Origin of the sequence: Gluconobacter sp. (assembly GCF_047723935.1) — a bacterium.
Classification (GTDB): Bacteria; Pseudomonadota; Alphaproteobacteria; order Acetobacterales; family Acetobacteraceae; genus Gluconobacter.
Genome location: NZ_JBDOBO010000004.1, coordinates 91,876 through 112,463, shown reverse-complemented (window position 1 = coordinate 112,463; position 20,588 = coordinate 91,876). Strand labels below are relative to the sequence as shown.

At 56.6% G+C, this 20,588-nt stretch carries 18 protein-coding genes; 11 read left to right on the top strand and 7 right to left on the bottom strand.

The window, feature by feature from the left end:
* The first annotated feature begins 17 nt into the window (after nucleotides 1-17).
* The 4 genes from dnaE (at nucleotide 18) to recO (ending at nucleotide 6,338) form a co-directional block, all read left to right on the top strand.
* On the top strand, nucleotides 18-3,440 hold the full coding sequence (gene dnaE / locus ABF979_RS04150; RefSeq protein ID WP_415557974.1) for a DNA polymerase III subunit alpha: 3,423 nt from the start codon (nucleotides 18-20) through the stop codon (nucleotides 3,438-3,440).
* 171 nt (nucleotides 3,441-3,611) lie between these two features.
* Nucleotides 3,612-4,406 carry a 30S ribosomal protein S2 gene (gene rpsB, locus ABF979_RS04145; protein WP_046901435.1) on the top strand — a complete coding sequence of 265 codons (795 nt, stop codon included), beginning with the start codon at nucleotides 3,612-3,614 and terminating at the stop codon, nucleotides 4,404-4,406.
* 102 nt (nucleotides 4,407-4,508) lie between these two features.
* On the top strand, nucleotides 4,509-5,417 hold the full coding sequence (gene tsf / locus ABF979_RS04140) for a translation elongation factor Ts (protein ID WP_046901436.1): 909 nt from the start codon (nucleotides 4,509-4,511) through the stop codon (nucleotides 5,415-5,417).
* 123 nt (nucleotides 5,418-5,540) lie between these two features.
* Nucleotides 5,541-6,338, top strand: coding sequence for a DNA repair protein RecO (gene recO, locus ABF979_RS04135; protein ID WP_415557992.1), 798 nt, complete (start codon nucleotides 5,541-5,543; stop codon nucleotides 6,336-6,338).
* On the opposite strand, the gene ABF979_RS04130 is transcribed toward recO, so the two are convergent.
* A complete protein-coding gene (locus tag ABF979_RS04130; RefSeq protein WP_064273156.1) occupies nucleotides 6,298-6,774 on the bottom strand; it encodes a hypothetical protein in 477 nt (158 codons plus the stop codon). The two genes, recO and ABF979_RS04130, sit on opposite strands and share 41 nt — an antisense overlap.
* Here ABF979_RS04130 and parC point away from each other — a divergent pair.
* On the top strand, nucleotides 6,751-8,961 hold the full coding sequence (gene parC, locus ABF979_RS04125; protein WP_415557971.1) for a DNA topoisomerase IV subunit A: 2,211 nt from the start codon (nucleotides 6,751-6,753) through the stop codon (nucleotides 8,959-8,961). The two genes, ABF979_RS04130 and parC, sit on opposite strands and share 24 nt — an antisense overlap.
* A gap of 2 nt (nucleotides 8,962-8,963) precedes the next feature.
* Here the strand turns inward: parC and ABF979_RS04120 are convergent, their stop codons facing one another.
* Nucleotides 8,964-9,680 carry an arginyltransferase gene (locus ABF979_RS04120; protein ID WP_415557969.1) on the bottom strand — a complete coding sequence of 239 codons (717 nt, stop codon included), beginning with the start codon at nucleotides 9,678-9,680 and terminating at the stop codon, nucleotides 8,964-8,966.
* Between the two features lie 115 nt (nucleotides 9,681-9,795).
* Here ABF979_RS04120 and cls point away from each other — a divergent pair, with 115 nt between their 5' ends.
* Nucleotides 9,796-11,208, top strand: coding sequence for a cardiolipin synthase (gene cls / locus ABF979_RS04115; protein WP_415557967.1), 1,413 nt, complete (start codon nucleotides 9,796-9,798; stop codon nucleotides 11,206-11,208).
* Between the two features lie 3 nt (nucleotides 11,209-11,211).
* Here cls and ABF979_RS04110 read toward each other — a convergent pair whose 3' ends face one another.
* Entirely contained in the window at nucleotides 11,212-11,838 is a 627-nt protein-coding gene (locus ABF979_RS04110; protein WP_415557965.1) for an endonuclease/exonuclease/phosphatase family protein, read from the bottom strand.
* Nucleotides 11,835-12,911 carry an AI-2E family transporter gene (locus ABF979_RS04105; protein ID WP_046901442.1) on the bottom strand — a complete coding sequence of 359 codons (1,077 nt, stop codon included), beginning with the start codon at nucleotides 12,909-12,911 and terminating at the stop codon, nucleotides 11,835-11,837. The genes ABF979_RS04110 and ABF979_RS04105 overlap by 4 nt, the downstream gene beginning before the upstream one ends.
* A 51-nt stretch (nucleotides 12,912-12,962) precedes the next feature.
* On the opposite strand from ABF979_RS04105, the gene ABF979_RS04100 reads away from it, so the two are divergent.
* Genes ABF979_RS04100 through ABF979_RS04090 form a run of 3 tightly spaced genes read left to right on the top strand, consistent with a single transcriptional unit; the run spans nucleotide 12,963 to nucleotide 15,283 of the window.
* Nucleotides 12,963-13,853 (top strand): sulfurtransferase, encoded by an 891-nt coding sequence (locus tag ABF979_RS04100; protein WP_415557963.1) that lies wholly within the window; start codon nucleotides 12,963-12,965, stop codon nucleotides 13,851-13,853.
* A gap of 3 nt (nucleotides 13,854-13,856) precedes the next feature.
* Nucleotides 13,857-15,074, top strand: coding sequence for a cystathionine beta-lyase (gene metC / locus ABF979_RS04095; protein WP_415557961.1), 1,218 nt, complete (start codon nucleotides 13,857-13,859; stop codon nucleotides 15,072-15,074).
* Nucleotides 15,074-15,283 (top strand): hypothetical protein, encoded by a 210-nt coding sequence (locus ABF979_RS04090; RefSeq protein ID WP_215750847.1) that lies wholly within the window; start codon nucleotides 15,074-15,076, stop codon nucleotides 15,281-15,283. Before metC ends, ABF979_RS04090 begins: the two co-directional genes overlap by 1 nt.
* Here ABF979_RS04090 and ABF979_RS04085 read toward each other — a convergent pair.
* From ABF979_RS04085 to ABF979_RS04075, 3 genes are all read right to left on the bottom strand, one after another.
* Entirely contained in the window at nucleotides 15,263-16,765 is a 1,503-nt protein-coding gene (locus ABF979_RS04085) for a YifB family Mg chelatase-like AAA ATPase (RefSeq protein WP_415557959.1), read from the bottom strand. The two genes, ABF979_RS04090 and ABF979_RS04085, sit on opposite strands and share 21 nt — an antisense overlap.
* Nucleotides 16,766-16,801: 36 nt before the next feature.
* Entirely contained in the window at nucleotides 16,802-18,049 is a 1,248-nt protein-coding gene (serA, locus tag ABF979_RS04080; RefSeq protein WP_415557957.1) for a phosphoglycerate dehydrogenase, read from the bottom strand.
* Nucleotides 18,050-18,129: 80 nt separating this feature from the next.
* Nucleotides 18,130-18,936 (bottom strand): inositol monophosphatase family protein, encoded by an 807-nt coding sequence (locus ABF979_RS04075; protein WP_415557955.1) that lies wholly within the window; start codon nucleotides 18,934-18,936, stop codon nucleotides 18,130-18,132.
* A 74-nt stretch (nucleotides 18,937-19,010) separates the two neighbouring features.
* On the opposite strand from ABF979_RS04075, the gene ABF979_RS04070 reads away from it, so the two are divergent.
* Together ABF979_RS04070 and ABF979_RS04065 are read left to right on the top strand one after the other, a co-directional pair.
* The gene (locus ABF979_RS04070) at nucleotides 19,011-19,736 is read left to right on the top strand and encodes a 3-deoxy-manno-octulosonate cytidylyltransferase (RefSeq protein WP_415557990.1); all 726 of its coding nucleotides are present in this window, start codon (nucleotides 19,011-19,013) and stop codon (nucleotides 19,734-19,736) included.
* Nucleotides 19,736-20,572 (top strand): prephenate dehydratase, encoded by an 837-nt coding sequence (locus ABF979_RS04065; RefSeq protein WP_415557953.1) that lies wholly within the window; start codon nucleotides 19,736-19,738, stop codon nucleotides 20,570-20,572. The genes ABF979_RS04070 and ABF979_RS04065 overlap by 1 nt, the downstream gene beginning before the upstream one ends.
* Nucleotides 20,573-20,588: the final 16 nt, after the last annotated feature.

Below are 20,588 nucleotides of genomic sequence, written 5' to 3'. Positions count from 1 at the left end.
CCTGATAGAATAGAGGCATGCCTCATGCCGATTTTGTCCATCTCCGTAATCACTCAGCTTACTCCCTGAGCCAGGGCGCCATTCGCATTCCAGATCTGGTTAGTCTGGCTGTGAAGAACGGTATGCCTGCCGTTGCATTGACGGACAGTGGCAACCTATTTGGTGCTCTGGAATTTTCTCTTTACTGCCGAAGCAGCGGTGTGCAGCCGATTGTCGGCTGCCAGCTCTCACTCCCATCGCGCAGTACCAAGCCCGGAGCTCCTTCTGAGCCGCTGGTAGTGCTGGCCCGGAACGAGACGGGGCTGGCCAATCTCCAGATTCTGTCCTCTGAGGGCTTTCTGAACGGTGATCCGGCTGATCCAACAATCGCTGTGGATGTGCTGTGTCAGCATGCCGACGGGTTGTTTCTTCTGACTGGTGGCAATCGTGGGCCGATCAATCGGTTGATTTATGACGAGCAGAAAGGTGAGGCAGAAGAACTGCTGCGTCGTCTGGCAGACGCTTTTCCAGGTAATATTGCGGTGGAACTCAATCGCTTCGGCGCGGCGGGTGAACGCGAAATCGAAAGCGTTCTGATCCCACTAGCAGACAAGCTTGATATTCCTCTTGTCGCTACCAACGAATGCTTTTTCCCGACGCCGCAGATGCATGAAGCCCATGATGCGCTCATCTGTATTGCGCAGGGGCGTACGATGGCTGAAGCTGATCGTTGGCATGTTTCCCCGCAGGCCTGGTTCAAGACGCCGGCCGAGATGCGTGAGATTTTCAAGGATCTGCCAGAAGCCTGCGACAATACGCTCATTATTGCGCAGAAATGTGCCATCGCTGCATGCACGCGAAAGCCACTTCTGCCGATTTGCCCGAAGGTTCGTGAGGGCTCAACAGAAGAAGAAACGCTTCGTGCCATGGCATGGGAAGGGCTGGAAAAGCGCCTTGAAGCGATCAGTGCGGACGAAGATAAACGAAAAATCTATTCAGATCGTCTGCAAACTGAACTCGACATCATCGCGAAGATGGGCTTCCCAGGCTACTTCCTGATCGTTGCCGACTTCATTCAGTGGGCAAAAGCGCATGATATTCCCGTCGGGCCCGGGCGTGGATCAGGTGCAGGCTCACTGGTGGCTTATGCACTGACCATCACCGATATTGATCCGCTACCCTTCGGCTTGCTGTTCGAGCGCTTCCTGAACCCGGAACGTGTCTCGATGCCTGACTTTGATATCGACTTCTGTCAGGACCGGCGAGACGAAGTTATCCGTTATGTTCGTGAGGAATACGGTGGAAGCCGTGTCGCTCAGATCATTACCTTCGGTAAGCTTCAGGCCAAAGCTGCCGTCCGTGACGTTGGTCGTGTACTTGGTTTGCCTTACGGCATGGTTAACCGCGTTGCAGAACTGATCCCGAATAATCCTGCCAAACCAGTGACGCTGGCGCAGGCGATTGAGGGCGAACCGCGCCTGCAGGAGATGCGAGACAGCGATGAAGCTTTGAAACGGCTTCTGGAAATTGCTCTTCAGCTTGAAGGTCTCTATCGACACGCTTCAACACATGCTGCAGGCGTCGTGATTGGTGACCGAGAACTGGTCGAACTGGTGCCGCTTTATCGAGACCCGAAGAGCGACATGCTGGTCACTCAGTACAACATGAAGTTTGTTGAGCAGGCAGGACTGGTCAAGTTCGACTTCCTTGGTCTGACCACATTAACCATCCTGAAGCGTGGTCTGGATTTCCTTAAAGAACAAGGAATTATAGTCGATCTCTCACGTATCCCGTTAGACGATAAAAAGACTTTTGAAATGCTCGCGAAGGGAGACACGGCTGGTGTCTTCCAGTTTGAAGGCGCGGGCATGCGCGATATGCTCAAACAGATGGCCGCCAGCCGTCTGGAAGATCTGATTGCCGGTGTGTCGTTGTATCGACCGGGGCCGATGGCCAACATTCCGGACTATTGTCGGCGTAAACATGGCGAAGCATGGGAGCCGCCTCACGAAGAAATTCGGGATATTCTGGAAGAGACCTATGGGATCATGGTCTACCAGGAACAGGTTATGCAGATCGCTCAGAAGATGGCGGGCTACAGCCTTGGTGGTGCTGACCTTCTGAGACGCGCCATGGGCAAGAAGATTGCGTCTGAAATGGAGAAGCAACGCGAGATCTTCACTGATGGCGCTACGGCCCGAGGAATTCCAAAAGATAAAGCCGTAGAAGTCTTTGATCTTATGGCTCGTTTTGCGGACTATGGCTTTAACAAGTCACATGCAGCTGCCTATGCTCTGGTTTCGTATCAAACGGCTTGGATGAAAGCGAACCATCCAGTCGCATTCCTTGCTGGCTGTATGTCTCTGGCGCGGGAAAAGACGGATAAACTCGCTGCGCTTTGTCAGGAAGCAAAGCGTATGAAAATTTCGGTACTTCCCGTTGATATCAATTGCTCAATGGCGGATTTCTCCATTGAGACACTGGAGGACGGGCGTCAGGGCATTCGTTATGCGCTTTCAGCCATCAAGCGCGTCGGGACTGCCGCCATGGAGGCGGTGGTGGCAGTTCGCGGGGACCGTCCTTTCAAGGATCTAACAGATTTTGCAGAGCGATGTGACCCTAAAAGCATCAACAAAATCCAGATAGAAAATCTCGCAAAATCAGGAGCTTTTGATAGTCTTCTTAAAGACCGTCACACCGTATTCGCGAGTGCGGACATTCTCATCCGCCGGGCGCAAGCGAGAGCGCAGGAACAGCAGGTTGGTCAGACGGGTCTGTTTGGCGGGAGCGGACAGGAGCGGGAAATTCTCCGTCTGAATGAAGGACGCCCGTGGCCGGACTTCGAACGTCTCTCGCTGGAAGCGTCTGCTATTGGTTTCCATATGAGCGCCCATCCTCTGGATGCATACCGCACGGTCCTTAGACGCCTTGGGGTCACGCCGTCGAACGCACTGGAAAATGCTGCAAAAACAGGGAGTACCCGCGTCAAAATCGCTGGATGCGTCGTGGATAAGAAAGAGCGTCCTACCCGAACTGGTAAGAAAATGGCGTGGGTCAATCTCTCGGATAGTGGTGGTGGTTGTGAAGTTACGCTCTTTGCTGAGACATTGATTTCCTGCCGAGATCTTCTGGTCGCAGGGCAAGCTATTCTTGTGCAGGCTGAACTCAAACTGGACGGGGACGCTCTGCGGATTACGGCCCAGAGCGTCATGGATCTGGAGGTCGCGGCTGCTGCTGAGCGGTCTGAAATGCGTGTGTGGCTTCGCCAGTCATCCGCTTTGCCCAGTCTTTCCGAAATGCTTGAAGAAATGCGTGGCGGACATGGGCGTGTCGTACTGCTTCCATCTCTGGAAGAGACGCAGGATGTGGAAATCCTTCTGCCCGGGACATATCGCGTGACGCCTCGGTTGGCGGAGCGGATGCGCACCATTCGTGGCGTAGAGAAGGCTGAACAACGATAAACCAGAGAAAATTCTTGCAATAAGGGCGCGTATCAGCCATATCGCGCTCGTCCGTTTTCTTCCCTTCAAGGAGGTTGGCGGACAATCCGCACGCATGACCATGAGGTTTTCTGGTGTTCCGCAAGGGACGTCGTCATGCGGAGGTCTAACCAGATGCTAGGAATTTGAATCATGGCAATGCCAGAATTCACCATGCGCCAGCTCCTTGAAGCCGGCGTTCACTTCGGTCACCACACCCGCCGTTGGAACCCTGCAATGGCGCCGTACCTGTTTGGTATTCGCAATCAGGTCCACATTATCGATCTGCAGCAGACCGTTCCCCTGCTGGACCGCGCCCTGAAGCTGGTCCGCGAGACGGTTGCAAACGGTGGTCGCGTTCTTTTCGTTGGAACGAAACGCGCTGCTGCTGAGCATGTTGCTGAAGCTGCCCAGCGTTGCGGCCAGTACTATGTGAACCACCGCTGGCTCGGCGGCATGCTGACGAACTGGAAGACCATCACGGGTTCCATCAAGCGTCTGCGCCAGATTGACGACATGCTGTCCGGTGACACGGCTGGCCTGACGAAGAAGGAAGTTCTCGACATCACCCGTGACCGTGAGAAGCTCGAGCGCTCCCTCGGCGGTATCAAGGAAATGGGCGGCCTGCCTGACCTGATTTTCGTGATCGATACGAACAAGGAAAAGCTGGCTGTTGAAGAAGCCAACAAGCTCGGCATTCCGGTCATCGGCATTCTGGACAGCAACTCCAACCCGGCCGGTGTCACGTACCCGATCCCGGGCAACGACGACGCTATCCGCGCCATCACCCTGTACTGTGACCTGATTTCTGGCGCAGTTCTGGACGGCATTTCTGCTGAGCTGGCTGCTTCCGGCCACGATATCGGCGCTGAAGAAGAGCTTCCGGCTGAGACTGCAGTTCTTGAAGCTGCCGTCGCCGAAGGTGAGCAGGCTCCAGCCGCTAACTGAGACAGCGTGCCGTGTTCTCTCTGATGGCACGGCAACTGAAAAACATGCATGCGGTCGGGCGTTTACGCTCGGCCGCATGATCTTTTCGAGGGATAAGAGAACATGGCAGAGATCACCGCAGCCCTGGTTCGCGAGCTACGCGAAAGCACCGGCGCAGGCATGATGGATTGCAAGAAGGCTCTGACTGAAGCCTCTGGCGACATGGAAGCCGCCATCGACTGGCTGCGCACGAAGGGCCTGTCCCAGGCTGCCAAGAAGTCTGGCCGTACCACGGCAGAAGGTCTGGTTGGCGTTGTTTCCGGCCCGAACCGTGCCGCTATGGTTGAAGTCAATGCCGAGACGGACTTTGTTGGCCGTAACGAAGCATTCCAGGCTTTCGTTGAGCAGGTTGCGCAGGTTGCTCTGGAAGTTGGTGATGACCTGGAAACCATCAAGGCTTCCAAGGTTCCGTCTGGCCGTACGGTTGCAGACGAACTGACGCACCTGATCGCCACGATCGGTGAAAACATGTCCATCCGTCGCGCTAAGGTTCTGTCCGTAGAGACCGGCGTTGTCGCAAGCTACGTGCACAGTGCACTGCGTCCGGGCATTGGCAAGATCGGCGTTCTGGCTGCTCTTGAAGCACCGTCCGAGAGCGAAGCTATTCTGACGCTCGGCCGCCAGATTGGTATGCACGTTGCTGCAACCCGTCCGGCTGCTCTGGACGTTGCAAGCGTTGATCCGGAATCTCTGGAGCGTGAGCGCGCTGTTCTGATCGAGCAGGCTCGTGAGTCCGGCAAGCCGGAAGCCATCATCGAAAAGATGGTCGAAGGTCGTGTCCGCAAGTTCTACGAAGAAGTTGTTCTTCTTGAGCAGGTCTGGGTGCTGGACGGCGAAAGCCGCGTGTCCAAGGTCGTTGAGAAGGCTGGCGCGAAGCTGATTGGTTTCGAGCGCTTCCAGCTTGGCGAAGGCATCGAAAAGGAAGAAAACGACTTCGCTGCTGAAGTGGCTGCTGCTGCTGGCACGAAGTAAGATCTTTCTTTTTCCGGCTGATGGGCTTGCCTGTTCAGTTGGATACGAGAGACTGGAAACTCCCGCATGGTCATCGTGCGGGAGTTTTTCTGTTTTGAGGGGCTGTGGGGCTGCTTTGCAATGATGGAATGGGAAGCCGCTGCGCTTGTTCTCTCCGTTCGACCCTACGGCGAAGGCAGTGCACTTGTTCACCTGTTGAGCGAAGAGCACGGTGTTTCGCATGGAATGGTCCGTGGTGGTGGTTCACGGAAACAGGCCCCACTTTGGCAAACCGGTAATCTTGTTATGGCCAGATGGCGCGCCCGGTTGTCTGATCAGCTTGGAGGTGTGACTGCCGAGCCAGTGCAAAGTGTGGGAGCCAGATTGCTGGACTTGCCGTTGCAACTGGCGATGGTCAGTAGTGCGTGTGCCCTCGCTGACGGGGCGCTCCCACAGGGTGAGCCTCATCCTGAGCTTTTCATGCGCTTGATCCGTCTACTTACATTGATTGCTGTTGCTCCCGAGCCGCCTCCCATGGCGGCCTATATTCGCTGGGAACGTGAACTGCTCGGTGGCCTTGGGTACGGTCTGGATCTTTCGACCTGTGCAGTTACGGAGACGACTGAAGATCTAGATTTTGTCTCTCCACGATCTGGCCGGGCTGTCAGCGTTGCGGGAGCAGGAGAATGGCGGGACCGTCTATTGCCGCTTCCGGCCTTCCTCCGACATGACGAAGAAGAAGGCCTGCCTGACGAATGGCTACAGGGAATGACCCTGACAGGTCATTTCCTGGCACGCTGGGTTTTTGGCGTCCGGCATCAACCATTGCCTGCAGCCCGCGAAAGGCTTTTCGAACGTGTCCGTAAATTGACAGAGCCAAACGAGTTGCAGAGTGATGCGGTCAGTATTGCACCTGAACCGGACCTGGACGAAGGCCGCTGACGACATCCGGGTCCGCGCGCCAGTTCCAGACTGACCAGTCCCATCCCGGATGCTGATTAATTTCTGCGGTCATACGTTGTTCTTCATTCGCAGAGACATGGTGGCCGGACTGATAAGCGTGGTAAGCTGACATATTGCCCATATAGACGCACCCGCAGGCTGTCGGATCCGCATAGAGCAGGACCGGAATATTGCCTTGCATGCGGTACGTCATGGTGTTGGCAGGAAGCAGGTTCATCATTTGCCAGCGGGCTGTTGTATCGGCTGGATGGGCGACAAAGCCGCTGCGAGCCAGTGTATCTTCCTCATGGAGGATGGGCCGGTAGGGTGAACAGGCCGAAAGAAGAACGAGGGCGGCGCTGGACAGAAGCGGGCGCCAGTGTCTAATTCCTGCGGAGAAAAGGGGAAGTGCATGGGCGTTGATCTGGCGGGTCATATTGAGGATACCAAGCTCGCGGAGGCTCTGAGCGAGCGATATATTGCGTATGCGATGTCGACGATCATGTCGCGGTCCCTTCCGGATGTGCGTGATGGTCTCAAGCCGGTGCACCGGCGCCTCCTCTATGCGATGCAGCAGCTACGCCTTGATCCCACATCAGGGTTTAAAAAGTGTGCACGTGTCGTCGGTGACGTGATCGGTAAGTTTCATCCGCATGGTGATGCGTCCGTTTACGAAGCGCTGGTGCGTCTGGCGCAGGATTTTGCCGTCCGTTATCCGTTGGTGGAGGGGCAGGGTAACTTTGGTTCCATCGACGGTGATGGCGCGGCTGCCATGCGATATACGGAAAGCCGCCTGACGGAGATTGCCCAGACGCTGCTGGATGGCATCAACGATGATGCTGTCGATTTCCGGCCGACCTACGACAACGAAGATCACGAACCGATCGTGCTGCCTGGGACGTTCCCGAACCTCTTGGCCAATGGCTCCGCGGGTATTGCGGTGGGCATGGCGACAAGCATTCCGCCTCACAATGCTGGTGAAATCTGCCGAGCTGCAAAGCTGCTGATTGAGAAGCCTGAAGCAACGGTTGCGGAACTCGTCGATTACATTCCAGGCCCTGACTTCCCGACGGGCGGCATTCTGGTGGAAGATCGGGATTCGATTATCCGGTCTTACGAAACTGGGCGAGGCAGTTTCCGGACACGGGCGCGCTGGGAAGTTGAACAGGGACGTTTTGGTACGTGGTGCATTGTCGTCACTGAAATTCCCTATCAGGTGCAGAAATCCCGGCTGATCGAACAGATTGCCGAGTTGATGGAGCAGCGTAAGCTGCCCTTGCTCGGAGATGTCCGGGATGAAAGCACCATGGAAATTCGTCTGGTGCTGGAGCCCAAGACCAAGGGATGTGATCCTGAGGTCCTGATGGAGACGATGTTCCGCAACACGGCACTTGAAAGCCGGTTCAGTTTGAACATGAATGTTCTGGGCGGGGATCGTGTACCGGGTGTTCTGTCGATCAAGCAGGTCATTCAGGCTTGGCTCGCACATGTGCATGAAGTGCTGGTTCGACGTTCCAACCATCGTCTTGCGGCGGTCCTGCGCCGACTGGAAATTCTTGACGGCTTTCTCGCGGTCTATCTGAATCTTGATGAGGTCATCCGCATCATTAGAGAAGAAGATGAGCCCAAGGTCTGCCTTATGAAGACCTTTACTTTGACGGATATTCAGGCGGAAGCCGTGCTGAATATGCGCCTGCGTTCTTTGCGGCGCCTGGAAGAGATGGAAATCCGTAAAGAACGTGATGCACTGGCGGATGAGCGGAAATCTCTTGAAACCCTTCTGGGTTCTGAAAAGCGGCGCTGGACACGGATCGGCAAAGATCTGGACGCCACGATCAAGAAATTCGGCAGTGGCCCACTAGGTGATCGCCGGACAACAATTGCTGAACCGCCCAAAGCCATCGATATTTCAGCGGCTCTGGAGGTTGATCGTGAGCCTCTGACAATTCTGCTGTCCAGCGAAGGCTGGATACGGGCCATGAAAGGCCATGGATTGGACCCGGAAGGCCATCGCTTCAAGGAAGGTGATTCGCCGGGACTGATGGCGGAATGTCAGAGCACAGACCGGGTCTGCCTGATCGCCAGCGGAGGAAAGGCGTTCACACTCAAAGCTGCGGATCTGCCCCGTGGACGTGGTTTTGGTCAGCCGGTGCGGACGCTGATGGACATTGCGCAGGAAGAGCGCATCGTTGCCATGTTCCCTGTGACGGAGGATGGCAAGCGCCTGATCGCCTCCGAAAGTGGGCGTGGCATGATTGTGTCTGAAGCTGGGATTGTTGCCGAGAAGCGGACCGGCAAGCAGGTTTTTAACGTCAAGGATGGGGAAAGCGTTTTTGCCTGTATTCCGGCAGTTGGAACGCATGTTCTGGCGGTCGGGCATAACAAGCGCGTTCTTATTTTCCCAATGGAACAGGTTCCTGAGATGACGCGTGGGTCAGGCGTGTCTCTTCAGAAGCTGGGCGAGAGCACATTGCGGGATCTCAGGGCCTTTACGCTTGAGGAAGGCCTTCTGTGGCAGCCAGGGCAACGTGTACGACCGGCAGCCGACCTTGCGCCGCTTGAGGGGCGCCGGGGAGCGGTTGGTCGTGCCGCGCCGCAATGGATCCTGCGTAAACCAAGCTGACGTCAGACCGAGGTGGTTAGTGTTTCCCAGTGGCCACCCTGAAAAATTTCGGCAGGTTTGAAGGTGGCTTTATAAGCCATCTTACGGCTGCCGGGAACGTAATAGCCTAGATAAAGGTGAAGGCTTCCACGCCGTTTGGTCATGTCGATTAGTGTCAGGATTGAAAAGGTTCCCCAGGAGGCCGTCGGGCTGGATGTATCGTAGAACGTATAAACTGCGGACAGGCCGTCAGACATAATATCCACGAGGCTGACGCAGACGAGTTGGCCTTCCAGAGTTCGAAATTCTACGACAACCGTTTCCACGGGCGTGTTGGAAATCAGTTCGACGTAGTCCTGCCAAGACATATGCGCCATATCGCCATCTGTATGGCGACTTTCCTGATAAGCCTGGAACAGGGCAAACTGCTCCTGCGTTGGCACCGGCGGTATGATGACAGCATTGGTAGTTTCGTGATGCTTCCAGACGCGCTTTTGCGCACGCGAAGGCGTGAAGAGTCCCACAGGAAGGCGTAGGGGCTTGCAGGCCCGGCAGTCGATGCAGACCGGTGCATAGGCAATTGTGTGGCTGCGCCGGAAGCCCGCCTGAGACAGACGGTCATGCAATGCCGAAGCATTCGGGCCGGAAAGATCAGTCAGAACCTTGCGCTCCATGCGATCAGGCAGGTACGGGCATGGTGCTGGCTCGGTTGTGTAGAAGAGCTGTGGGCGGTGTTGCACAGGGCCGCTCCTCCAATGGAAAACCAGATGCGTTCTTTAGCCTAGCCCAGACAGGACGCTGGCGCATCCATCATCTTTGCGGGAAGAGTATAGCCTCGGCCTGATTGGGAGTTTTATGAGGCACTGGACTATTCTGGGTTGTGTTCTGACGTTTCTCCGCTGGGCGCTTCCTATTCTCGTTACGCTCCATGCGTTACGGCACAAACGGAATACCTCTGCCTGTGCCGGATGGATTGGCGTGTGCTGGGTCGGGCCGTTTGTCGGGACGGCGCTTTATCTGATGTTCGGCATCAACCGAGTGCATCGCCGGGCCCGGAAGATGATCGATCATCATTCCTGGGAAGGACGGGAACTGCTCGCCAAATACCGGCAAGTGATGGATGGTCATCTGGCGCCATTGGCGAAGATGCTCGGGCGACTGACAGAGCGGCCGCTGATGGGAGGGAACTCCGTCAAGGTGTTGCATGATGGGGATAATGCCTATCCCGTCATGATCGAAGCCATCAATCAGGCGCAGACGTCGATCGTGCTGTGCTCTTACATTTTCCGGGCCGACAGGATCGGAGAAATGTTTGCGGAAGCTCTGGTGGAAGCACACAGACGGGGCGTCGCGGTTCGTGTTCTGGTCGATGGAATCGGAAGTGGATATTTCAGGTGTGCGATTGAACGCCGCCTGCGACGGGACGGCGTGAAGTGTTCGCGGTTCATGCATTCTGTGTGGCCGTGGCGCATGCCGTTCATCAACCTCCGCAATCACCGTAAAATTCTGGTGGTGGATGGTCGTCTAGGTTTCATGGGTGGCCTGAATATCGGTGAGGAGAATATGCTTCGTCTTCGCACCAAACTGCCGGTGGCCGACACGCATTTCCAGTTGCGTGGCCCGATTGTGCATCAGCTTTCCGTAGCATTCGCCTGGGATTGGTCTTTTACAACCGGAGAAGAGCTTCGTGGGGAGCCGTATCTGCCTGAGCCGGTTCCGGTTGGTGATGTACCCATGCGGATTGTTACGTCTGGGCCGGATGCGGATCTGGAGAAGATCGAGTACGGAATGCTTCAGGCCATCACGTTGGCAAAGACGCATGTTCGCCTCATGACACCATATTTTCTACCAGACGATCGATTTTCAGCCGCACTAAATTTGGCCGCTCTACGAGGCGTAGTGATTGACGTTGTCGTGCCCAGGAGCAGCAACCATGCCATCATTGATTATGCACGAGATGCCAACCTGAGGCCGTTTCTGGATGCTGGATGCCGCGTATGGATGGCCGATCCGCCTTTCAACCATTCCAAGCTTATGGTTGTGGACGATGAATGGAGCTTTGTTGGCAGCACTAATCTGGATGTACGGTCTCTGCGGTTGAATTTCGAAATCAATCTGGAGATTTACGATACGGGGGTCGCGCGCGACCTGTCTGCGTTCATGGATAGTCATCGGAAAAACCGCCTGACCCATCATGATATTGATCGGACGCCTTATCTAATCCAGATTCGCAATTTGGCGCTCCGGCTTTTTCTTCCTTACCTGTAACCGTCAGGGATTGAGGCGCAGCGTCACCGAGATGGGCCGGTGATCAGAGCCAAAGCGTGGCAGGGCCTTCGCCTCAAGACGGTTCACGCCACGCACGAGGCATCGGTCCAGTCGCAAGGGAAGGCGATCCAGCATGCGGTGTGTTTTTTCACGAGGGCCAACATCGTGAAAGCCGGGCAGGAGCACTGGGCCAACAAGATTGAAGTCCCCCATGATGACGGCACGCCGGTGCATGTTGGCTGTCAGACTGCGTAATTGCCTGCGGTTCAGGATCTGACCGTGCGACAGATGAACGTTGGCGAGAGAGAAATTTCCAAAGTCGAGGATCTGCGCCGTACGCTTGACCATCAGGCCACGCGGTAGATGGCAGAAGGATGGAGGCTGCGTGAAAGGCAGACGGCTCCAGCAGGCTGTGCCGTGTGGGCGGCCGGGAAGAGGGATACGATCGTAATATCCTCCCAGAATTTCTGGCAGGACATCGACGGGTTCCTGAGCTTCCTGCATCAGGACGACGTCTGGATTTTCCGCACGAATAACTGTCAGGATGTCTTCGAGCGATGCGCCATCCCAGCGCAGAAGGTTCCAGCTCAGAACGCGAAACGGTGAGCCAGACGTAAGGGATGCCGTCACTTGGGAGACTCCGAAATATAAAGAGGGCCTGATTGGGGCCTGTGTGGGCCAGCAGCGAACTCACTTGTCAGGGTGTAGCCAATGGCCAAAAGGACAGGCCCGAGAAAAATCCCTAGTCCGCCAAAGGCTACCACGCCGCCCAGAACTCCCAGAACGGTCAGGAGATAGGGGAGTTGTGCACCTCGTGAAATGAAAATCGGGCGGATCAGGTGGTCTGCGCCTGAAATGACGATGACGCCATAAGCCGCCAGAAAGAGGCCGTGTCCGACGTGATGGGTCATAGCCAGCCAGATGGCCGCTGGAATCCAGATCAACGGGGCGCCAATGGGAAAGACAGCCACGAAAGCTGCGATACCCGCCAGGAGAACGGGCGATGGGACACCTGCGATCATAAGGCCAATCCCGGTCAGGACGCCTTGAATGATGGCCGTGCCGAGCACGCCGTACACAGTGCCACGAATGGTCCGACCAATGACATTGATGAGTCGTGGTGTAGCGCGTGGGCCAGCAATGCGAGCGATGAGGGCCGTAATGGTCATGCCGAGGGCGTCGCCGTTCAACCAGAGGAAGAATGCGACGAACAGCGCCATGACCAGCTCAACGAGACCGCTAGCCAGTTTTACAAGAACGGCAAGCGTGAAATGAGCGATCTGCCCGAAGTAAGGACGCAGCATCTCCGTGGCGGCACCGACGTCATGCGTCAGATGATACCAACCTTCGACCAGGTGTGGGCCAGCCATAGGGATGCGCCCCATCCATGCTGGGGGTGGGCCAGCTGAGGCGGCTTTGAGAAGCAGCGTGTCCAGGCTGGCGATGGTTGCTGGAATATCGCTGATTCCGGCAGATGTCAGAACGGACAAAGGCACGATAATGGTCACGGCGCTGAGCATCATCATAGTGAGTGCAGCGAGAGCCGGACGAATATGGCGTCGCAGCCACCGATAGATGGGCCAACTCGCAAAAGTCAGGATTGCCGCCCAGAGGATAGCCGAAAGGAATGGCCAGAGGATGATTCCACATCCATAGGCAATTCCGACAAGGACGAAGCCAAGAATGATCCGTTCGGTCTTCATGCAATGGTTTTCCGGACGGTCAGGGGCTTCAAGGCTGGGACCTGCATGTTCATGACTGGACACTGTGCCACGCTCTGGCGTTCTGCGCATCCCTCGACCTATGGTGGATCCATGACGAACTCCCCCCTTATCACCGCAAAAGACCTCCTTTCTGTTGGGACGGCATATGTTCCGCTCGACGCCAGTGTTCTTCTGCCGGGTCAGAAGGGCGATCTGGACGCAGCTTTTCTTGAACGTCGCCTGCCAAATGCGCGCCGATTCGACATTGATGTTTTTGCTGATCCGGATAGTCCGCTCCCACATACGGTGCCGGGTGCAGCCCGGTTCTCCCGTCTCATGGGTGAACTGGGGCTGAGTGAAGAGACACCTCTTGTCTTCTATGACGGCAAAGGAAGCGTTGGAGCCTGCCGAGGGTGGTGGTTGGCCCGTCTTTTTGGGCATCAGAATGTAAAGATTCTGGATGGCGGACTGGCAGCCTGGGAAATTGCCGGCGGCGCATTGGAACATGGTGCCCCGGCGCCGACACAGCCAGTGTCCTACAGGACGCGTCCACAATACCGGTTACTCGCTGGAAGCGCCGACATTCTGAACGCTGACTCGCGGACTATCGTGCTGGATGCGCGGAGCCATGCCCGTTTCACAGCGTCTGTGCCAGAACCTCGCCCTGGTGTCCGAGGAGGTCATATGCCGGGAGCTCTCAGCCTCGACTGGACGCAGCTTGTGGATGAGGCCGGTCATTTTCTGCCCGTTGAGTCTCTGCAAGATCTGTTTGCTCCGGTCGCTGGGCGGCGGGTGATTACCAGTTGCGGGTCGGGTTTGACGGCGGCAACGCTCTTGGCTGGTCTGGCAATCGCTGGGCTGCCAGATGGCGCGTTATATGATGGGTCCTGGGCTGAATGGGGCAGCGATCCACAGGCACCAATCGTGACCGGAGAAGAATAAAACATGAGCGACCTTGAAACGAAGGTGAGTGCGGGCTGGAACCGTCTGGCGTCAACGCTGGTGCAAGGTGGCCGGGCCGATGTCAGGGAGAGCGGCACGCTTGTGAACCTTCCTGTCACACGGGGCTCGACAGTTCTTTTCCCAAGTCTTGAAGCCATGAACCGGATGGATGGTCGAAGCCATTCGCATAAGGCCGTATATGGCGCCATGGGGACGCCCGTTCAGCATGAGCTGGAAAAGCTCCTGTCGCTCATTGAGGGGGGAACGCATACGCAGGTCGTCAATTCTGGCCTGAGTGCCTGCACGACGCCGCTTCTGGCATTTCTGGGGCAGGGCGATCACCTCCTGCTTCCCGATTCGGTTTATGGTCCGACACGTCGTTTCGCAGATACGATGCTCAAGCGCATGGGCATCAGCACAACCTATTATGCTCCCATGGCGACACGCGCAGAGATTGAGGCGCTGATCCGAGCCGAGACCCGGATTATTCTGGCGGAGAGCCCGGGAAGCCATACATTCGAGGTGCAGGATGTACCGATGCTGGCGGATGTCGCTCATCAGGCGGACGCATTGCTGTTTCTGGACAATACCTGGGGCATTGGCGTGTTTCAGCCGTTTGAACATGGCGTGGACGTGTCCATTCAGGCTCTGACGAAATATCCCGGCGGCCACTCTGACGTCATTATCGGGTCCATTACGGTTAATGATGAGACACACTGGAAAACCTTGCGTGACGCATCCATCCAGTTAGGTCAGTGCGCAAGCCCGGATGACTGCTGGCTCACCTTGCGTGGCCTGCGAACCATGGGAGTGCGCCTCACGCATCAGTCGCGTTCGGCTCTTGAGATTGCACAGTGGCTAAAGACGCGCCCGGAAGTTGCCCGGGTTCTGCACCCCGCTCTGCAAGACTGCCCCGGGCATGAATTCTGGAAGCGCGATTTTACGGGGGCTTGCGGTTTGTTCGGTGTTGAACTGCAACCGGATATCAGTGTCGAGGCTGCGGAACGCATGATTGATGGTCTGAGCATGTTTGGGATCGGTGCCTCTTGGGGCGGTTACGAGAGCCTTGTTCTTCCGACCACAGGCCATGTCCGCCGTGTGACCGAGGCTGGGGCTCCAAAGGCCGCGACGTTCCGTCTGCATATCGGTCTTGAAAGTGTAGATGATCTCAAGGCAGATCTGGCGCGGGGCTTGGACGGTTTGCGGCAGGTCGATCAGTAATGCCACGCAAGGAATGGATGATCTGGTGGGTCATGGTCTGCGGGTATGTCTTGATGACTGCGACCCTGCTTTATGGCGTCTGGCTGTTTGGAACGGCGTTTTTCCTGAGGATTAATTTCTGGATCACGCTGTTCATCATGGCCGCAATGATCCCATCTTTTCTGGATCTGAAGCGGCGTAAGAACGGATTAACGCCGCCGAAATCCTAACGCTTCCGCTACATGGTGGCGCTGGATCTGCTGCGTTCCTTCCAGATCAGCGATCGTTCGGGAGACGCGCATCAGGCGTGTCAGGCCGCGATTTGAAAGGCGCAGTTTTTCGGCAGCCTGTTCAGCCAGGGACCTCGCATCATCGTCCATGACAAACAGGTCTGGCGAGGCCTGAGCATTGCACACGTTCTGACGGGTAATCTGTCGATCGCGTGCTTTTTCAACACGGGCACGGACGGTTGCACTGTCTTCACCCCGAGGCGAACGACTGATCTCGATAGGCGAGAGCGGGTCAATCTGCACGCAGAGATCCATGCGATCCATCATCGGACCTGAGATCTTTGCGCTGTAATCTTCTCCGCATCGAGGGGCCTTGCGACAACTCCGGTCAGGGTCTCCCAGATATCCGCAGCGGCAGGGATTCATGGCCGCGATGAACTGAAAACGGGCTGGGTAGGTTGTGTGCTGGGCAGCGCGGGCGATCGAAATTGAGCCGGTCTCGATAGGTTGTCGGAGAGCTTCCAGACATGACCGCGAGAATTCTGGCAATTCATCCAGGAAAAGCACACCATTATGGGCAAGGCTGACTTCGCCGGGTCGTGCTTTGGCCCCGCCACCGACCATCGCAGGCAAACTGGCACTGTGATGAGGCGCACGATACGGCGGCCGGATTGTCAGGCGACCGTCTTTCAAGAGCCCTGACACACTGTGAATCCGGCTTGTTTCCAGCATTTCCTCAGTCGTGAGATCCGGCAAAATACCGGGCAACCTGCATGCGAGCATGGATTTTCCAGCACCTGGTGGTCCGCTCATAAGAACGGAATGTCCGCCAGCGGCGGCAATTTCCAGTGCTCGACGCCCAAGAGCCATGCCCTTTACGTCAGCGAGGTCAGGGCCATAATCCGGGGTGTATCCTTCTGCCGCGGGAACAGGCGTTAAAACCTGTTCGCCACGGAAATGAGACACAACGCCGAGCAGGGTGTCTGGCGCCAGAATGTCTTGGTCTGGATTGCCCCAGCGAGCCTCTCTTCCCTGCAGCGCCGGGCAGATTAACCCTAGAGAATGTGCTGCAGCGCCAAGTGCTGCGGATAAAACACCGTTGACCGGGTTGATCCGTCCATCCAGCGAAAGCTCCCCAACGGCCGCATAGGCAGAGACAGCCTCGAACGGCAGAATTCCCATGGCGACCAAAAGCCCGAGCGCGATGGGAAGGTCAAAATGTGCACCTTCCTTGGCGAGGTCTGCGGGGACGAGATTGACCAGAATACGTTTTGGAGGAAGGGCCAGGCCCATGGCCGTCAGGGCAGCACGGACACGCTCGCGTGCTTCGCCGACTGATTTGTCCGCCATGCCGACCAGCAGAAACGCTGGAAGCCCTGTCGAAACCTGAACTTCAACTGTAACCGGAACAGCTTCGATGCCAGCAAAGGCAAAGCTTTGGATACGGGCGAGGGTAGGAGTGTTCTGGCCAGATGTCGTCATGAAACGAGATCTTAGCCAGAACATATTACTGGATGGTTAACGCTGGTAAATCAGGCGCGCACGAAGCGTTCCATCAAGGGCGCGGAGACCGTCCAGAAGGTGCTGGTCCATGTCCGGTCCAGCAGATTCGGCTTCCACAACGACGTAACCAACTTCACCGTCCGTCTGAAGATACTGCGCTGTCACGTTGCAGTTCTCGGCCGCGAACAACTCATTGATCTGACGCATGATGCCGGGGCGATTGGCATGAACGTGCATGAAACGCGTGCCACGAGGGCGTTCTGGAAGCTGTACGCTTGGAAAATTCACGGCACCGATGGTGGAGCCCACGTCAGAGTAGTCCACAAGCTTGCGGGCGACTTCAACGCCAATCCGCTCCTGTGCTTCCATGGTGGAGCCGCCGATATGCGGGGTGAGGATGACGTTCTCCAGGCCCTGAAGCGGAGAAACAAAACGCTCCCCTGCAATCTTGGGCTCGACTGGGAACACATCCACGCCAGCGCCCATGAGATGGCCGTCCTTGAGGGCTGCGGCCAGAGCTTCAAGGTCAACAACACTACCGCGAGCGTTGTTGAGAAGAATCGAGTTGGGCTTCATGGCCCGGATCTCGGCTTCTCCGATCAGGAGGTCTGTGTCCGGTGTCTGGGGAACGTGCAGTGTGACGATATCGGACTTGGCAAGAAGGTCCTTGAGCGTCGCGACTGCAACGGCATTACCGTGCGGGAGGCGGGGCATGATGTCGTAATACAGGACGCGCATGCCAAAGGCTTCAGCCAGAACGGAAAGCTGTGAACCGATGGAACCGTAACCCACGATACCGAGCGTCTTACCACGGACTTCCCAAGCATTAATGGCGGATTTGTCCCAGCCACCCTGGTGGCACTGTTCAGAACGGGATGGAATGCGGCGCATCAGCATGACCACTTCACCCATCACCAGTTCGGCGACAGAGCGCGTGTTGCTGTAAGGCGCGTTGAAGACCGGAATACCGGCCATGCGGGCGGCGGTCAGATCGACCTGATTTGTCCCGATGCAGAAGCAGCCGATGGCCATCAGCCGATCCGCAGATTCAATAACTTCGCGCGTCAACTGCGTCCGGCTGCGAATACCCACCATGTGCACGCCTTGCAGTGCTTCCTTGAGGGCATCGCCTTCAAGAGCGCCTTTCAGACGCGTAACCTCTGCATAACCCTGCACATTAAAATGCTCGACAGCACTCTCATGGATGCCTTCAAGCAGGAGGATGCGGATCTTGTTCTTGGGGAGAGAGAAGTGCGTTTCCATATTTCCATCCCGGTCCTGAACCGGAAGGCTCCGGCTCTCATTCCAACCTGTCCCGGCCCATGATCACCGGGGCGTCATGCCTAGCCCATCGTTCCCGGATGGGAAAGGTGGTTCACGATGTCTGTGAGCAGGGCAGGGTTGCCGCACGCCAGAACTGTTCCATCACTTTCGAGCGTAAGAGGGTTGCCCTGCCAGTCCGTGATGCTGCCGCCTGCGCCTTCAATGACCGGAACAAGTGCACCCCAGTCCCATGGGTTCATGGTGCATTCGGCGATTATATCGATCTGGCCAAGCGCCAGTAGTCCGTAGGCGTAACAGTCGCCGCCCCATGATGTCCGTCGGACCTGCTTCTGGAGGTTCGCAAAGCGTGGTGCGTGATCGGGTGTCATGATTTCCGGGGATGTGCAGGACAGTTCTGCCTGCCCAAGAACCGGGCATACGCGTGTGCCAATCTGACCGGGCAGTCGGGCGGACACAAAGCGTGTCCGCTGCCCGGCAAGGCCTATCCACCGCTCGCCCGTCAGAGGTTGGTCAATCAACCCAAGAACAGGGCGACCCTTATGAAAAAGCGAAATAAGGGTTCCGAAGGTTGGGCGGCCGGTCAGGAACGCGCGTGTTCCATCAATCGGGTCCAGCACCCAGAGCCAGTCTCCTTCGTAACCGCTCATTCCGCTTTCTTCGCCCAGGATAGCGTGTTCTGGCAGAGCGTCTTCCAGAATGGACCGCATAACTTTTTCAGCAGCACGATCTGCAACAGTGACCGGGCTGTCATCAGACTTGGCATCAGCCTGTAGCGACGTGCGGAAATGGGGGATGACTGTCTCGCGGGCAGCGTCTGCACAGGCTTCGGCGACTAAAAGCGCCTTTTCCAGAACTGTTTCGCTCATATTTTCTTTCAATTCCTGCCAGAAAGCCGTGTGTGAGATTGACGCCCGATCAGGCGGGCGGCATCAGAAGGGCCATGCGTCCGATCATCGTCATTCCCTCCAGACTTGCCTCGACCCGCCTCCCACGCAAGCCCCTTGCAGACATTGGCGGTCTTCCCATGATTGTCCGCGTTGCGAAACGGGCTCTGGAAGCAAAGATCGGACCAGTGGTTGTTGCTGCGGGCGATCAGGACATTCTCGATGCCATTAGTGGACTGGAAGGCGTTCAGGGTGTCCTGACCGACTCGTCTCTGGCCAGCGGTTCGGATCGTGTGCATGCAGCCATTCAAAAACTCGACCCGACAGGAACTTATGACGTCGTGATCAATCTGCAGGGAGACTTGCCTTTGATTGATCCGGGCAGTCTGACCGCTGTGCTCGAGCCTTTGGAAAATCCATCCTGTGATATCGGCACACTGGCCGCTCCCGTTCAGTCAGACTGGGAACGAGACGCCGAGCAGGTGGTCAAGATTGCCTGCGACTTTGGCGAGGCCACGGTGACACGGGCTCTCTATTTTTCGCGTATGCCCATTCCATGGGGCGCGGGGCAGCATTGGCATCATGTTGGCGTGTATGCTTGGCGTCGAAATGCGTTGGAGCGCTTTGTCAGTCTGCCACCGTCGGCTCTGGAGCGGTGTGAAAGTTTGGAGCAGCTGCGCGCCCTGGAAGCAGGAATGAGCATCGGGTGTGCCCGGATAGAACATGCTCCTCAAGGTGTGGATACACCAGAAGATCTGGAACGAGTGAGAGGATTGGTCTGATGCCGGTAATTGCTTTTCAGGGGCGGCCTGGCGCCTATTCAGACCTTGCATGCCGAGAGGCTCGACCAGGTTGGACAACGCTTCCCTGCGCAAGTTTTGCAGCTGCGATTGAGGCCGTGCATGTCGGTCGGGCAGATGAAGCGCTTCTGGCCTGTGAAAATTCGCTCGCCGGGCGTGTGCCTGACATTCATTCTCTGCTGCCGGATGCTGGACTGCATATCGTTGGTGAGCATTTTCAGCGTGTCGAGCACTGCCTTTTGGGAGTGCCGGGTACCGAAATCTCTGACATCCGGCGTCTTCACACGCATCCAGTTGCACTCGGGCAGGTCCGTAAGCTTATTCATGAGCTGGATCTGGAAGTCGTACCGGAGTTCGATACAGCTGGTGCTGCCGAAATGGTCGCGAAATGGGGCCGGAAAGAAGATGCTGCCATCGCTTCTTCGCTCGCAGGAGAGCTGAACGGTCTCGTCATCTTGCGGTGTAACGTTGAAGATGCGGCCCACAACACGACGCGCTTTTATCACGTGGCGCCTGTGCCAAGTTTTCCCGATTCTCAACGTAATGACACGTTGACGACGCTGCTCATGAAAGTCGGCAACAAACCCGGGGCGCTTTACGCGGCATTGGGTGGATTCTCACGTCATGGTATTAATATGACGCGAATTGAAAGTTACATGCTGAACGGCTCGTTCGCGGCGACGCAGTTTCTGATGGATGTTGAAGGACATCCAGAGCAGCCCGCATTGGCTGCCGCGTTGAAAGAGCTGGAGCATGTCAGCGATAATTTGAAGATTCTGGGTGCATACCCACGCAGTCTTGCTCGTTCCAGCGCATGACGCTGGCGGATCGGAA